Annotated in this window: 11 protein-coding genes; 5 read left to right on the top strand and 6 right to left on the bottom strand. The window is 42.7% G+C overall.

Annotation, left to right across the window (positions count from 1 at the left end):
- Positions 1 to 101: 101 nt before the first annotated feature.
- Positions 102 to 3,041: a DNA polymerase I gene (polA, locus tag VE944_RS05520; RefSeq protein WP_324973452.1), complete on the bottom strand. Its 2,940-nt coding sequence runs from the start codon at positions 3,039 to 3,041 to the stop codon at positions 102 to 104.
- A gap of 193 nt (positions 3,042 to 3,234) precedes the next feature.
- Between polA and VE944_RS05515 the strand changes: the two genes are divergently transcribed.
- Positions 3,235 to 4,104 (top strand): Cof-type HAD-IIB family hydrolase, encoded by an 870-nt coding sequence (locus VE944_RS05515; RefSeq protein ID WP_324973449.1) that lies wholly within the window; start codon positions 3,235 to 3,237, stop codon positions 4,102 to 4,104.
- 179 nt (positions 4,105 to 4,283) lie between these two features.
- Here the strand turns inward: VE944_RS05515 and VE944_RS05510 are convergent, their stop codons facing one another.
- Complete coding sequence (locus tag VE944_RS05510; RefSeq protein ID WP_324973446.1) at positions 4,284 to 5,069, bottom strand: DALR anticodon-binding domain-containing protein; 786 nt, start codon at positions 5,067 to 5,069, stop codon at positions 4,284 to 4,286.
- 486 nt (positions 5,070 to 5,555) lie between these two features.
- On the opposite strand from VE944_RS05510, the gene VE944_RS05505 reads away from it, so the two are divergent.
- Positions 5,556 to 6,275, top strand: a complete 720-nt coding sequence (locus VE944_RS05505; protein ID WP_100901811.1) for a Crp/Fnr family transcriptional regulator — start codon at positions 5,556 to 5,558, stop codon at positions 6,273 to 6,275.
- 79 nt (positions 6,276 to 6,354) lie between these two features.
- Here VE944_RS05505 and VE944_RS05500 read toward each other — a convergent pair whose 3' ends face one another.
- The 4 genes from VE944_RS05500 to VE944_RS05485 form a co-directional block, all read right to left on the bottom strand.
- Complete coding sequence (locus VE944_RS05500) at positions 6,355 to 7,401, bottom strand: PstS family phosphate ABC transporter substrate-binding protein (protein WP_324973441.1); 1,047 nt, start codon at positions 7,399 to 7,401, stop codon at positions 6,355 to 6,357.
- A 499-nt stretch (positions 7,402 to 7,900) separates the two neighbouring features.
- Entirely contained in the window at positions 7,901 to 8,947 is a 1,047-nt protein-coding gene (locus VE944_RS05495) for a PstS family phosphate ABC transporter substrate-binding protein (protein ID WP_324973438.1), read from the bottom strand.
- A gap of 25 nt (positions 8,948 to 8,972) precedes the next feature.
- On the bottom strand, positions 8,973 to 10,373 hold the full coding sequence (locus tag VE944_RS05490; protein WP_324973435.1) for a serine/threonine-protein kinase: 1,401 nt from the start codon (positions 10,371 to 10,373) through the stop codon (positions 8,973 to 8,975).
- 344 nt (positions 10,374 to 10,717) lie between these two features.
- Positions 10,718 to 11,731, bottom strand: coding sequence for a LysR family transcriptional regulator (locus VE944_RS05485; protein ID WP_324973432.1), 1,014 nt, complete (start codon positions 11,729 to 11,731; stop codon positions 10,718 to 10,720).
- Positions 11,732 to 11,943: 212 nt separating this feature from the next.
- On the opposite strand from VE944_RS05485, the gene VE944_RS05480 reads away from it, so the two are divergent.
- From VE944_RS05480 to VE944_RS05470, 3 genes are all read left to right on the top strand, one after another.
- A complete protein-coding gene (locus tag VE944_RS05480; RefSeq protein WP_324973430.1) occupies positions 11,944 to 12,666 on the top strand; it encodes an NnrU family protein in 723 nt (240 codons plus the stop codon).
- A gap of 416 nt (positions 12,667 to 13,082) precedes the next feature.
- Entirely contained in the window at positions 13,083 to 13,469 is a 387-nt protein-coding gene (locus VE944_RS05475; protein ID WP_324973427.1) for a thioredoxin family protein, read from the top strand.
- Positions 13,470 to 13,661: 192 nt separating this feature from the next.
- Positions 13,662 to 15,494, top strand: a 1,833-nt coding sequence (locus VE944_RS05470) for an NAD(P)H-quinone oxidoreductase subunit 5 (RefSeq protein ID WP_324973424.1), incomplete at its 3' end; no start/stop codon positions are given.

Below are 15,494 nucleotides of genomic sequence, written 5' to 3'. Positions count from 1 at the left end.
ATCAAGAGTCGATACTTTTGACTCTTGATTATCTTGATTAGTTAAATTTTCAACTCAACTGATTGACACTTCTCTAGCTAAAAGCCTTGTCAAAGTTTAACTTACTTCGTCTCCATCCAATTTTCACCGACACGCGCTTCTACCAGTAACGGCACACTTAACTGGACTGCATTTTCCATCACCGACTTAATTTGCGGTTGTAATTCTTCCCACTCATCAGGGGGAATTTCAAACACCAATTCATCGTGAACTTGCAACAACAAACGCGCCTGATAGTTCTTTAAAACCTCATGCAGTCTTACCATTGCAATTTTGATAATATCAGCGTTGGAACCTTGAATTGGTGCATTGGCAGCAGAGCGTAGTAAACCTGCATCAAAAGGGCCTAAATTCTTCAATTTACTCAGATCAATATCTTCTGGGTTGCTGCCTTTTAATTTGCGTAAACTGTTATTAGTAAAGTCAAAATAACGACGGCGACCGAAAATAGTTTCTACATAACCAAGAGCGATCGCTTCTTTTTTCATTCGCTCTAAATATGCAAATACTTTCGGATATCGTTCATTAAACCGCTTAATGAACTCGTTGGCAATAGTCTTATCTATCCCAGTTGAGCGCGAAAATCTTAGAGAACCCATTCCATAAATCACGCCAAAATTGATAGTTTTTGCCATCCCTCTTTCTTCTGAGGTTATATTTTCTTTTTCAAATACTAACCGCGCCGTAACAGTGTGAACATCTTCATTTTGCTGATATGCTTGCACTAATATCGGCTCTTGACTCAAATGAGCTAAAATCCGCAATTCAATTTGTGAGTAATCAGCAGCCACCATTAACCAACCAGATTCTGGCAAAAACGCCTTCCGAATTTGGCGACTAAAAGCTGTACGAATGGGGATATTTTGTAAATTCGGATTAGAAGAAGATAATCTACCAGTTGATGTTGCTGCTTGATTAAAATCAGTATGCACTCGCTGTGTATCTGGACGCACCAATGCAGGTAATGCATCAACATAAGTAGACTTTAATTTAGATAGAGTGCGATACTCAATTATCGCTTCAACAAATCCAGTATTATCATCTTCTTGGAGTTTTTCTAGTGTTGCTGCATCTGTAGAGAAGCCCGTTTGAATTTTACGAGAATGTCTAGTACTTAAACCCAACTTTTCAAACAAAATTTGGCTCAACTGCTTAGGCGAACCCAAGTTAAAATTTTCCCCAGCTATTTTAGTTGCTTCCTCTTTTAACCTGGCTAACTCAGTTTCTAAATGCTGTGAAAGCTCTTGTAAATAAGCTGAATTAATGCGAACACCCGTATATTCCATTTCAGCTAAAACCGCTTCTAGTGGCTGTTCTACTTCCACTAATAGCTTAGACAAAGTGGGAATTTTATCCAGTTCTTCACGCAATTTCGCCACTAAGCCAAAGGTAGAATAAGCATCCATACCGCAGTAATCTGCTACCGCAGGAATATCTATATCAGCAATGGTTTTACCTTTAGGAACTAAATCCAAATAACTTTTCGCTATTAATCCCAAATATCGCTGCGACAAATCCATCAAATTATGACTGGAATCGGGATTTAGGATGTAACTTGCCAGCATGGGATCAAACATCACTTCTGCCAAATTAATTCCTTGACACTTTAAAACTAAGCGGTCAAACTTGGCATTTTGGAGAGCTTTAGGATAATCAGTACTTTCGAGAATTGGGCGTAATGCTTCTAGCGCCAAATCTTTAGGCAAATTTTCCCCAGTTTTATGCCCCACAGGAATATAGGCTACCTCATCTGGTTCCGTTCCCCAACAGCAACCAATTCCTACTAACTCAGCGTCTCTTGGTTCTAAAGCTGTAGTTTCAGTGTCCCAAGCAACAGGAGTCTCTGGGTTAGTAAATTGTTGCAATAGTTCCACTAACTCAGTTAATTTAGCTTCAGTGTTGATGATGCGTGGTGTAATTGGGGAAGTAGATTGTTGTGTAACTGTTGCTGTATCACTAGCACTGAAAAACCACAAATCATTATCTTCATCAGCACTGAATTCTGAGTTAGTATTGGGATTAATTGTATCTCTTTTGGCTTCTTGTTTGTCCTCAATTTTGCCACCAAAACGTTGCTGTAGATCGTTTATTTTACCTAAAAAAGACTTGAATTCTAATTTTTCTAAAATTGGTGCTAAAACGTTTGTATCAAAGCCTTTTAACTTACAATCTTCTAAATTAAACTCTATAGGAACATCTAAAACTATGGTTGCCAAATAGCGAGACTTTTCGGCATCTTCTTTACCCGTTGCCAGTTTTTTCTGAGTTGCGCCTTTAATTTCATCTAAAGCAGCATAAACACGATCAAGTGAACCATAAGTATTTAACAGCTGCACTGCTGTTTTTTCCCCAATTCCCTTGACACCAGGAATATTATCTGATTTGTCACCACAAAGAGCTTTGAAATCAACAATTTGTGAAGGCAAAACTCCCATCTTCTCTTTGACTTGTTCTGCTTCAAATTCCGTAATGCTATTTGTAGAGCGCTTTAAGGCATCTGGACTAAAATTCAGAACAGTGATTTCTTTGTCAGAGTCAATTAGTTGAAATAAATCGCGATCGCCAGTGAGAATCTTCACCCTATACCCAGCAGCAGTTACTCGTTGTGATAATGTTCCCAAAACATCATCTGCCTCGAAACCAGGGGCAGTGAAAATTGGTAAATTGAAGCCATTGAGCAACTCATGCAGGTTTGCTAAGTCGGGAATGAAGTCTTCTGGCGTTTCTTTGCGATCGGCTTTATAAGTATCGTCAGCTTCATGGCGAAAGGTGGCCTCACCTAAATCAAAAGCGATCGCCATTGCTTGTGGCTGTTGTGTTGCCATTACCTCTAGCAGGCACTTCACAAAACCAAAACATATACTGGTAGGAATGCCCGTTTTTGTACGCAGCCCTCCATCTCGCCCTTTGGCGAAAGCAAAGTATGAACGATAAGCCAACGAGTGTCCATCTACGAGGATGAACGTGGGGCGTGTTGCAGTTGCAGAAGTGATTTCAGACATAGCCCTATTTTAGCCAGAAGCTTTGTCACATAGTTAGCAATTTTAGATGCTAGTTCAGCTTTGCTTTGGCAACAATAGCGTAGTTTTGCGTACAAAGGGACTTTCAAATCAAAAACATTCAATTTTTTCTACTACTCACCACAGGTTGCTAGAGCCTGTTAACCTCTTACTGGAACTTAAAATCTAGGAAATTATGCAGAAAGTATCTGCCACACATTTGGCATCTAATGATAATCAGGCTGCTACAAAAGACATTAAACTACTAGTTTTGGATATAGATGGCACGATCGCTGGACACTCTAACACCATCAGCGAACCTGTAAAGCAAGCTATTATTGCAGCGCAAGCACGAGGAATTCAAGTGGCTATCGCTACAGGTAGGATGTATCGTTCAGCCTTGCGCTTTCACCAAGATATCGGCTCTACCCTACCACTAATGGCCTATCAGGGAGCCTGGATTCAAGATCCGATCACCCAAAAAATTCATCGCCATTGGGCTGTTTCTAGGGAAATTGCCCACCAGTTACTCGACTATTTTGAACAGCCTGAGTTGCGATCGCTCCTATCTGTCCACTTCTACATCAATGATCAACTATACGTCCGTGAAGTAACCAGAGAAACCCAAATTTATGCAGAACGTTCTGATATTACCCCGATTGCCGTGGGTGATTTGCGCCAAGCCTTAAGAAATGAACCGACAAAAATTCTTGCTTTGTGTGATGACACTGATGTGATCGACAAGCTATTGGGGAATTTGCGCCGTCAATACACACCTGCTGAACTTTATCTGACAACATCTGTTGCTACCTTCTTTGAAGCAACTAACGCCTCTGTGAATAAAGGAACTGCTGTACGTTACCTAGCCGAAGAATTGCTAGGATTAGAGTTAGCCAACGTTATGGCAATTGGCGATAACTTCAATGATATAGAAATGCTGGAGTATGTTGGGCTGGGTGTAGCTATGGGCAACGCACCAGCAGGAGTGCAAGCGATCGCGCAGTGGGTAGCTCCCAGCGTAGAGGAAGATGGAGCAGCAGTAGCAATTGAAAAGTTTTTGCTGTAGTGAGGCTACTTTTTGAAACGCAACTCATATAAATCAGAAAGGACACCGACGACTGGCCGTGTTTCGTCTCGGTGTCCTAGCTGGTTCGCTCCTCACACACCTGTTAATGTAGCTGAGGAGATGCATTGAGTCAATAGATATATAAAAGTTTTTATTTTGGCCTAAGCGACATTACCGATTCATAACTCTAAGGGCGCAAAAACACCCAACTTTTCCTCTAACACAAATCTTAATACTGACTGAGTAGCCATAAGCAATCCGAGTCTGTCTTGGGCTAACTCTGGTGAGGTAATTTTCACCTCACCCCAAATCCGGCAATTACACCAAAACTTTTCAAAAGCTTGGCTCAAACTCAACGCTACTTTTTCCCATTTCACAGAACCCTTAACATCAGGGCATTCTATGTTGTCTACCACTTGTATTAACTCACCAATTAGACGACGTTCATCTGGGTGATTTAGCCGCAGTGTTCCGTCACAATTAAGCCAAGGTAAAGGGTTAGGAGAGATAACACTCCAAAAAGCTGGACTAGTATTTGGAACTGGTTCTCTAAGTTTAATCAATCCCTCTCGATGAGCCAGAAGCACCAGCGAACAGCAGCGTGCATGGGCATATTGAATAGCAAATAAATTGGGCATCCCTTCTCTGCGAGACGCTACGCGAACGGCTCCGCTCAGGGCAAGTGGGCATTGGGCATTGGCTTTAGTAATCCCCCTTGTCCCCTTGTCCCCTTGTCCCCTTGTCCCCTCATCTCCCCCACTCCCCACTCCCCACTCCCCACTCCCCTCTACAAGACTTTGTAACCAAGTCGCTAACGTCGAGTGAGTTAATTCAAAATGTATCAAACCAGGGGGAACTATTTGGATGCTAAAAACGTCTCCACAGATCCCTGATATATCTGAGGCGATCGCACTGGCAAGTTCTATCGCTTTTCGATTCTGAGATTTTGATAGTCCCAAAGACACATTTGATGTGTATAAAATTCTATTATTATCTCTACCTTTGTGTAGAGGAATTTTCTCATTTTTTATGCAGTTATTTTCTGCTTTATAAGTATCAATGCTTAGTGATTTTATTAAATAACTGTACACTAACTGTTTGATTGACGTATATTTGCTAACTTGTATTTTATAATGCACGTAATATTATTTAAATCATCATGTAAGATATATTTGTTACTTTTCTGTCATCCATCTTGCGGTATAAATTTAATTTAGATAAAGAAAAATGAGAAGAGGATAAAATTTGATGAATAATTGATGAATAGTAAGTAATCTTTACTACCATCATTGTACAGTAGGAAGTATAACAAAAGAGTAGAGAGTAATTTGCTTTCTATTCTTTGGATTGGCTGGCGCTGTTAGGCGTTAAGCCTGCCTCGCCAACACAAAGACACTCCTTGCACCCTTTTATTTACGTCTTTGTCTTCAGCCGAACGCTCTTTGTTACCTATGCAATCTCCATCCTCCTTTTCTGAGGCATCACGGCCTTTTTTAACTTGGCAACGCATTCTTGACTGGGCTCAAGAACACTACCGCTGCCGTACCTTTAGCAAAGATGAGCGCATTCCAGCCCGGCCTGGATTGCTATATTTGGTGCAAAGGGGTGCGATCCGTATGGTAGGAACCGCCCAAGTTAGCGCGACTGCCAGCCAGCTAACGTCTCGACGAATTAACAGAACCCCAGAAGAAGCGTTCTTGGGTTTTGTGGGAGCGGGACAGCCATTTGAAATTGTTGCTCAATCACCATTCACACTCCAGTCCTACGCCCATGTTGACCAAACTGCGGTGTTGTGGATGTACTGGCATGACTTAGACAACTGGCCTCACTTCCGTCGTGAAGTTATGGATGCCTTTAGGTATCAGCACCAGCGTAAGCTACTGTGGCTGAGTGCCTTGGGACAACGCCGCACAATTGATCGACTCTTAGGATTTCTCACATTGTTAATTGAGGAATATGGAGAGCCAGCAATGAGCGACACTGATCCTGATGTGATTCGCGGCTATTGTCTGCCCTTCCCCCTCACCCATGCCCAAATTGGGAGCGCGATTGGTTCCACTCGTGTTACTGTCACCCGCTTGATGGGTAAGCTGCGTCAACGTGGCTTAATCCTGACTCAAGGCGATAATCTCATTTGCTTGCCAGCAGAGTCGATTAATAGAGCTGGTTAAAGCACAGTTCAGAGCGGCGATTTCCGCCACTCTGTCTTGAGCGCGATGGGCTACGCCCCGCCGGAGACGATCGCAAGAGTCAGCGAATTTTGACAAACCCAGCTTGGGAAATAAGTTCCTGTCCCTGTTCAGTCAGCAGTAAGTTGGCGTAAGCGACACCTGCTTGCTGCTCAGTCTGACCATTCTGTTTGACCACCACAAACAGATTGCGGGTAATTGGGTATTTTCCTGATTGGAAAGCCTCAATGTTCAATTTGTTCCGTTTACCAGGACATTCGGACGGGAGGACAGATGGTTCTTGGTATGGAGCAATATATTGCCCTTGCGTTCGCCCCAACGGCAAGGCTTTGATTGAGCATTGAGGAATCACCTCTGGGGCAGAAGCGTAGTAGATGCTACCAGGACTACCAGCCAATTTTTGCAAGGCTTGGGTGGTTGTGGAGATAAATTCCACATTAGAACTGAAAGGTTGACCACCCAAGATATCTTGGACAAAAAGCTCCACCGTACCGCCATCAGCAATGCGGCGGGAATAGGGTTTAATCGGAATATTGGGGCCGCCCACCTGGCTCCAATTATTGATTTCGCCTGTGTAAATTGACTTTAACTGGTCTACCGTTAGCCCTTGGATGTTAAGGTTGGGGTTAACTGCGACTGCTAAACCATCAATTGCCACAGGAATTTGTTTCAAAGTGAACCCACGTTGCTGGGCACGGCCTAACTCTGGATCTAAAACTGGTCGGGAGGACTGGACAAAAGCTAGTTGACCATCTATCAGAGATTGAATGCCAGTACCAGAACCAGGAGATGCATTACTGGGTTCTACATAGCGCAGCCGAAGTTCTGGCCGCGCCGCTTGAATTGCTGAATCAACTACCAGCCGAATCGGTGCCCAAGATGTACTGCCACCGTAATTAAATAATCCTGTAGGCACATCCTGTACTGAAGTAAAAGTATTGCCACTAGGCTGTTCTGATGAGGCTTTGGGTGTTTGGGTGCTAGTAGAATTAATTGTATTTAGGTTAACACCAGACTTTTTAGTAAACCACCAAAAACCGCCAGCTATTAGCCCGACCGTGATCAGGATGGATAATACAAGAATAGTTGTTTCATTTTTTTGGGACATAGTATAATTACTCACGCGTCCATTCAATACAAATGCTTAACTTGATAAGTGCTTGCTATTTGAAATTGTATTTGGAGGACGGGTGTTTTATTAACAAATGCTGATAAATCCTCACTTTTTATTACAATAGATGTCAAGGCATAATATATCTCCCTTGGATTATTCCTCTGTTTTCTCAAAATTTGAGCGCAAGTAAGGGATTTCCAAATAAAAAAATATCCCATCCCTGCGGGACGCTACGCGTAGCTTGCTTCCCCAAAGGGGTAAGTTTTTAGGGCAGGGGAGCAGGGGGAGGAAAAGTCGTTGTGATTCCAAAAATTGGATAATTTATTTTTTGGAATTCCCTAAGAATAAATTGACAGTAAAATTTTTCCCATAAAGTTCAATTTCTCATTTTGAGGGTTTTTCCAGGTTAAGTATTGGTTAATTTTTAATTTTTTATTGCTGATGATCGGACTGGTTCAAAGTCATAACCCGTGCGAGAGCGGGAACCATTGGATCATTTAATTCTGACAAATCCAGCTTTTTCAATCAGTTCTTGGCTCTGAGGTGTCAGCAGCCAATTTGCATAAGCTTCCCCACCTTGCTGATCTGTTTGACCATTCTGTTTAACAATTACAAATAAATTGCGAGTAATTGCATAATCTCCACTACGAAACGCCTGACTATTCAACTGGTTACGTTTATTGGGACATTCAGATTGAGGTACAAGTGGTTCTTGGTAGGGAGGCACAAATTGACTGCTTGTTCGCCCTAGTGGTAGGGATTTAATCATACACTGGGGTACAACCTCTGGGGCAGAAGCATAGTAAATTCCACCAGGACTTGCAGCTACTTTTCGCACTGCTTCTGTGGTCGTACTAATGTAATTAACGTTATTACCAAAATTCTCTTTATTTAGAACATTTTCCACAAAGAACTCGACTGTTCCCCCAGCTTCTTTACTGCGAGAATAGACTGTAATTGGTAAATTTGGCCCACTCACCTGTTGCCAATTAGTAATTTTGCCAGTGTAGATATCTTTGAGTTGGGCAACAGTTAAACCAGAAATATTAAGATTTTGGTTAACTGCGATCGCAATTCCATCAATCGCCACCGGAATTTCTTTTAAACTAAATCCTTTTTGTTTAGCTTCGGCATTTTCTTCAGCTTTAACTGAGCGAGAAGATTGAGAAAAAGCTAGTTGATTATCTATCAACATCCGAATGCCGGTTCCAGAGCCTGGTTGACCTAAAGGAGGTTGAGTATAGCGGAAAGTAAATTGAGGACACAAGCTTTCTAGTACAGAGTCTACGTCTTTACGAATGGGTGCCCAGGTTGTGCTACCACCATAGTTGAATGTTCCTTCTGGGAGATTTGGCACGTTACATTTCTTGTTGACAAACTGCTTTGTGGAATTATCTGTGTTGCTACTCTCCGAAGGTTTAGCAACAGTTCCATTTAGTTGTGCCCACCGTTCCATAAAAAACCATAAGCCACTAAATATTAAGCCAATGGTGATGATAGCAGCTAAGAAAAGGCTAAGTGTTTCGTTTTTCTGAGACATAGTTAGCTGTTAGCAGCAAAAGTTTTTAAAGTAAGAGAGATAATAATTTATAAATAAGTCGAAATACGGCTGTTAAAGAAATGGCTACTAAGGCTGCTGCAACTGATAAAATTATTACTGCCTGAATGCCAAGCCCCCCCTGTAAAAAAGGGAGAAAAAAAATAATAGCAAAAGTAATTGTTGGAATAATTAATAAATCAAACTTTTCAATCCACCGCCTGGTTTGGGCAAATATCAGTATCCCCAAAATCACACATGCAATGGTGAAAGTAACTATTGGTAATTTTACTAGGCTGAAGAGAGCGATCGCAATTAATGCTCCTTCAAATCCACTAAATGCCGCCCCACCCAGCAATTCCACTGTCGAAAACGCTGGTTGAGTTGGTGAACGGCGAGGGACGACGGGACTAGAACTGGGTGGTTGTGGCGGAAGTGTTACAGAGGGCGAATTAAGTTGTGTAGAGGCTTGAGCCGCCTGTGAGTTAAGTACATCTAAAACCTCTTGGGCTGACTGAAAGCGCTGATTGGCAGCAGGTAGCAGCATCTTATCTAATATGTCAGTAAGGCGAGGGCTGACAGTTACTTGGGTTCGCCATTTCCATTGGTTGCTATAGGCATCAAATAGTTGAATTGCTTCTTTATTTGTCAACAAAATAAGAATAGTTACAGCCAAAGCGTATAAATCCGTAGATGGAAATACTTGACCCCCAGCCATCTGCTCAGGCGGTGCAAATCCCATAGAATAAATTCCTGTGGAAGAAGCAGCAGAGCCAAGTGCAACATTTGTTACTTGTTTGACTGCGCCAAAATCTAGTAGAAAAAGTCTACCATCACGACGGCGCATGATATTAGAGGGTTTAATATCTCTGTGGATAATGCCTCTATGATGGACAAACTTTAGCACCTTCAGGATTTCTTGCAGCACCTCCAACACTTGCTGTTCAGAAAACTTGCCTTGTTGAACTAATTCTTCCTCTAAGTTTTGCCCATCAATGTATTCTTGTACCAAGTAAAAAAACTGGTCTTGTTGTCCTGATTGTAAACCATTAACTATTACTGGAAAGAAAGCAAACAAGTCAGGGATTTGTTCGTGATCATTACCCAGTTGTGATAAAACTTCTGCCTCTCTCTCAAACATCAACTGTGCTTGTTGCAGTTGATTTAAGCTTAAATTTCCCACAGGTTGAAACTGCTTAACTACGCATTGACGCATTCCTGGAATTCGGCGATCGCGTGCCAAAAAGGCTGCTCCAAATCCCCCTCTTCCCAGCAGCTTCACGGTCACATATCGCCCATCTAGCAGTAATGGCATACCACAGGTAGTACAGTATTTTTGCTGCGTTGTTTTCAGCGTCGTAATATCATCTAAATCGGCAAAATAGTTTTGTGGGCGTGGGCAACGTGGACGAGTACAGTAAACTTCCATTTTCGTGATTAGTCATTAGTCAAAATAATTCGTAATTAATAATGCGTAATTCGTAATTCATTCAAGTTACATAGAAACTAAACTTCTTTATCAAGATCAGGAACTTTTTTACTAATGTCAAATTCTTAGCTTGCCTACGGTATGCTACGCGAAAAGCTATGAATAATAATTACGAATTACGTTAGCGTGGTGGTAGTGAGTCCGCGTACTCTTACAGAGAAGTAAGCTACGCTTTTAGCGTCTCGTAAGAGAGCGTCATTACGAATTATTTGCTCATTGGTCATTCACAAAAAACATCGGAAAAATGACGTAGACCCCATAAGGGTAAGACTAATGACCAGATTTTAGTCTTCGGCGACAGAGGTTGACGTCCCTATATCCAATGTAGACATCACTATGCTTTTTTGTGCCAATGCTAACACATCTTGACTCCATCCAGGATTAGCAAACTGGGGCAAAATTTCCCGACTAAAAGCTTCTGCGGCCTTGGATCTATAGCGATTAGGATTAAAAATCAGCCACAGTGTCCGTTTGACGACAACGCCTTCAATGGGGGTACGATGCAGAACACCCATTTGTAACTCTTTAGCGATCGCGCTAGTTGAAACAAAGGCGGCCCCCAAACCAGATTGCACAGCATTTTTAATTGCTTCAATGGAATTTAATTCCATTTCAATCTTAAAACGTCTGGTATCAATTTCACAGCGTGCTAGCACTTGGTCAATTACTTTGCGGATAGTAGATTGGGAATCTAGGGCAATGAATTGTAATTTGTATAGGTCTTCTTTTTGGATTTTTTCCAGCTTGCTAAAGGGATGAAAGACAGGTAGAATTAGCGCTAGTTCGTCTTCAGCGTAAGAAACAACTTCCAAGGATTCGGATAATTCACCAGGAATTTCACCGCCAATAATTGCCAAATCAACTTGTCCGTTAGCAACACTCCAAGCAGTCCGCCGGGTAGAGTGGACGTGTAATTGCACTGCCACATCTGGATATTTTTGTCGGAACATACCGATCATCCTGGGCAAAAGATAAGTGCCGGTGGTTTGAGAAGCACCAACAATTAAAGTACCGCCTTGGAGATTTTGTAAATCCTCGATCGCGCGGCAGGTTTCCTGACATAGACTGAGGATTTTTTCACCGTAACTTAGGAGTAGATGTCCTGCTTCGGTTAACTGGGCGCGTCGTCCTCCCCGATCAAATAGGGGGACATCTAGCTGCCGTTCGAGATTTTGCACTTGCAAGCTGACGGCAGGTTGCGAAACGTAAAGACTATCAGCGGCACGCTTGAAGCTTCCTTCTTGTGCGATCGCTTTTAAAATACGTAACTGATCTAAAGTGAAAGGAAGGTCAGACATAAGGCTCAAACCACAAACTTTGAAAGGAGCAGATACACAAAACAAATCAGGTTTGGCAGCAATTAGCCAGGTATGATTTGTTGCATATTAAACTTGAAAAGTTGACTCGAAAAAGACAGTAGCACAACATCTTGACTAAAGTCTCCCTTTGAATACTTTGTGGTATTGGTTGTACTGAGTTCCATTTTCTTTAAATTATTTCACCCGTGTATATGCTGTTGATTTCTTGGTTGACACCCAGTCATTTTGTCATGCTGGGGCTACAAATAGTTTTTGCGATCGCTCACAGTGGAGGCGCTGCTTTGCGTCCAAGGGCCGAAAAATATATTGGCCCAAGGCTTTATCGCGTTCTTTTTGCATTAGTCAGCCTACCGTTGGCTGTAATATTAATTGTTTACTTTTTTGGGCATCGCTATGATGGTTTGCAACTTTGGCAGGTACAAGGAGTGCCAGGAGTGCGAGAATTTGTTTGGCTGTTATCAGCTATCTCGTTTTTATTTTTATATCCTGCTACCTTCAATCTACTAGAAATTGCTGCCATTCAAAAGCCCCAAGTTCATCTCTATGAAACAGGAATTATTCGGATTACCCGTCATCCCCAGATGGTAGGACAAATAATTTGGTGTGTTGCCCATACTCTGTGGCTAGGTACTACCTTTACACTTGTGACTTCTATTGGATTGGTGTTGCATCACTTGTTTGGAGTTTGGCACGGCGATCGCCGTTTAAGCGATCGCTATGGGGAAGCCTTTGAAATTGCCAAACAACGGACTTCAATTATTCCCTTTAAAGCAATTATCGACGGGCGTCAATCTATCAAATGGCACGAATTTCTTCGTCCTTCCTATTTGGGAGTTGCCATTTTCATAGCTTTGCTTTGGTTATCGCACCCTCTGTTGCTGGAAGCAACTAGTAAGATAAGATGGGAAATTTAGGCGATCCCCAGTGTCAGCAGAAAATCCAAAATAGATGAGGATTTCAGTTTATCAATTGCCCTAAATCAATGTACTATAAGTTCAAACATCTACAGATGGGGGTGGTCTGAGTCGAGTTAAGATTTTAAATTGGTAGTTGTTGGTCAGTTGCTATTTCCTTGGGAAAAAATGGCAGATTCAGTCAGATACCCAGGTGGCCACGGCAATCAGGAGCCTAACATCCAAAAAAGCCACCGTGAGAGTAGCGCTGGGTTTTATTGTCAGAGACACATCAACACGCTCAATTTTTGCCTAATTATTCTGTGTCCTGAGATTTGGTTCCTGAAAGCATCTATCGGCAGTTACTGACTTACCAATCTTTCACTTCAATGCAGATAGGTAGTTTAATATAAAAACCTTATAATCCAAGAGGCGTCATGGTTTTGTTGGTTAGTGAGCAGACATTTACTCAAGAAGTTTTAGAATCACCTATTCCTGTTTTAGTTAATTTTGAAGCACCTTGGTGTGGCTTGTGTCGGATTATCCACCCACTGTTATTGCAATTTCAAGCCCAATGTGGGGAAGAAATCAAATTAGTTGGAGTTAACGCCGATCAAAATTTTAAATTGTCTACTACTTATAGGCTCAAATCACTACCCACTTTACTATTGATTGAAAATGGCACTATTCGCCATCGCTTGGAATGCTTTCGCGGTAGAGAAGATTTACGTCTAGCTTTAGAAGAGATTCAAGCTAAGTACAGCAGTTGCCCGAAAATTTACAAGAGTTCAAAAACACTGGACTTAGAGTGTCGGTCAGCCTGATGGATATTGGGCATAGGGCATGGGGCTAAAGACTAATGACCAATGACCAAAGACTAATGACCAAATCTAAAACCATGCTTAACACCCCACCCAACTCAGTCTTGGGTGGGTTATTTTATCCTAAAGGGTGTGTGTCACAATTATTAACAGTTTTGACACGCTAATCAAGAATTCTAAAAGTAGGCGTCAGTGATGGAAGTAATCTATCAGTATGCCTGGCTGATTCCAGTGTTCCCTCTTCTTGGGGCAATGCTGGTCGGTCTAGGGTTAATCTCGTTGAATCAGGTGACAAACCGCCTCCGCCAGCTTAATGCTGTGGTGATTATCTCCATGATGGCAGCAGCTATGGGGATGTCGTTTGCCTTGTTGTGGAGTCAAATTCAAGGACATGCGGCTTATATTCGCACCTTTGAGTGGGCGGCAGCAGGTAATTTTCACCTGAGCATGGGCTACACTATTGACCACCTGACAGCCCTAATGCTGGTGATTGTCACAACGGTAGCCTGCTTGGTCATGGTTTACACTGATGGCTACATGGCTCACGATCCCGGTTACGTGAGGTTTTACGCCTATCTCAGTTTGTTTGGCTCCTCAATGTTAGGTCTGGTGATCAGCCCCAACCTAGTACAGATTTATATATTCTGGGAACTGGTCGGGATGTGTTCCTACTTGCTGGTCGGCTTTTGGTACGATCGCAAGTCAGCAGCAGATGCCGCTCAAAAAGCGTTTGTGACCAACCGCGTGGGCGACTTTGGTTTGTTACTAGGCATTTTGGGGCTGTACTGGGCAACGGGAAGCTTTGATTTTAATATCATGGGCGATCGTCTCGCCCAACTTGTCGAATCAGGTTCTATCAGCAATTTTCTCGCTGTCCTGTTTGCGATTTTAGTTTTCTTAGGCCCAGTAGCAAAATCAGCCCAATTTCCTCTCCACGTCTGGCTACCAGATGCGATGGAAGGCCCCACCCCCATTTCTGCCTTGATTCACGCGGCAACAATGGTGGCGGCTGGTGTTTTCCTAATTGCCCGGATGTACCCAGTATTTGAAGACGTTCCAGTTGCAATGAATGTCATTGCCTTTACTGGGGCGTTTACGGCGTTTTTGGGGGCAACCATTGCCATTACCCAAAACGACATCAAAAAGGGCTTGGCTTACTCCACCATTTCCCAACTTGGTTACATGGTGATGGCAATGGGAATAGGTTCCTACAGTGCTGGACTATTCCACCTGATGACCCACGCCTATTTCAAGGCGATGCTGTTCTTGGGTTCAGGTTCAGTAATTCACGGTATGGAAGGTGTTGTTGGACACGACCCCGCCTTAGCTCAAGATATGCGCTTGATGGGTGGACTGCGAAAGTATATGCCCGTCACAGCAACTACCTTTTTGATTGGTTGCTTGGCAATTTCTGGTATCCCGCCCTTTGCTGGTTTCTGGTCAAAAGATGAAATTCTAGGGAAGGCTTTTGAAGCTAACCCATTTCTCTGGATGATTGGCTGGCTAACTGCTGGGATTACTGCTTTCTATATGTTTAGAATGTATTTCATGACATTTGAAGGCAAATTCCGGGGTACTGACGAGAAAATCAAGGAAAAACTTAAAAAAGCTGCGGCGACAATTGTCCTGGAATTAGAGTCAGAAGAACCAGTCCCGAATTTTGGGCCTGGGGCGATGAAGAAAGGAGAATTGGCGGCAACTAGTCAGCAGCATGATTCCCATGACTCTCACGGGCATCACAGCGACTCCCCCCACGAATCGCCGTGGACAATGACGCTGCCGTTGGCACTGTTGGCTGTGCCTTCGATTTTGATTGGTTTGGTGGGAACTCCCTACGCCAATTATTTTGAAGAGTTTATCTTTCCTCCTAGTGAAACCCTCTCCGAAGTTATAGAAAAGGCTTCCGAGTTCAATCCGACGGAATTCTACATCATGGCGGGTGCCTCAGTCGGAATTTCCTTGATTGCGATTACCCTGGCTTCGCTGATGTATTTGCGCCGTAAAATTGATCCAGGTGCGATCGCTGCT

The organism is Nostoc sp. (assembly GCF_035638895.1).
Classification (GTDB): Bacteria; Cyanobacteriota; Cyanobacteriia; order Cyanobacteriales; family Nostocaceae; genus Nostoc.
The sequence above is the reverse complement of the archived record's forward strand: the minus strand, read 5'-3'. Positions and strand labels throughout refer to the sequence as shown.

Bases quoted from the DNA above. Each gene is read 5' to 3' on its own strand.
- polA (WP_324973452.1), bottom strand. From the start codon at position 3,041: ATGTCTGAAATCACTTCTGCAACTGCAACACGCCCCACGTTCATCCTC.
- VE944_RS05515 (WP_324973449.1), top strand. From the start codon at position 3,235: ATGCAGAAAGTATCTGCCACACATTTGGCATCTAATGATAATCAGGCT.
- VE944_RS05505 (WP_100901811.1), top strand. From the start codon at position 5,556: ATGCAATCTCCATCCTCCTTTTCTGAGGCATCACGGCCTTTTTTAACT.
- VE944_RS05500 (WP_324973441.1), bottom strand. From the start codon at position 7,401: ATGTCCCAAAAAAATGAAACAACTATTCTTGTATTATCCATCCTGATC.
- VE944_RS05495 (WP_324973438.1), bottom strand. From the start codon at position 8,947: ATGTCTCAGAAAAACGAAACACTTAGCCTTTTCTTAGCTGCTATCATC.
- VE944_RS05490 (WP_324973435.1), bottom strand. From the start codon at position 10,373: ATGGAAGTTTACTGTACTCGTCCACGTTGCCCACGCCCACAAAACTAT.
- VE944_RS05485 (WP_324973432.1), bottom strand. From the start codon at position 11,731: ATGTCTGACCTTCCTTTCACTTTAGATCAGTTACGTATTTTAAAAGCG.
- VE944_RS05480 (WP_324973430.1), top strand. From the start codon at position 11,944: ATGCTGTTGATTTCTTGGTTGACACCCAGTCATTTTGTCATGCTGGGG.
- VE944_RS05475 (WP_324973427.1), top strand. From the start codon at position 13,083: ATGGTTTTGTTGGTTAGTGAGCAGACATTTACTCAAGAAGTTTTAGAA.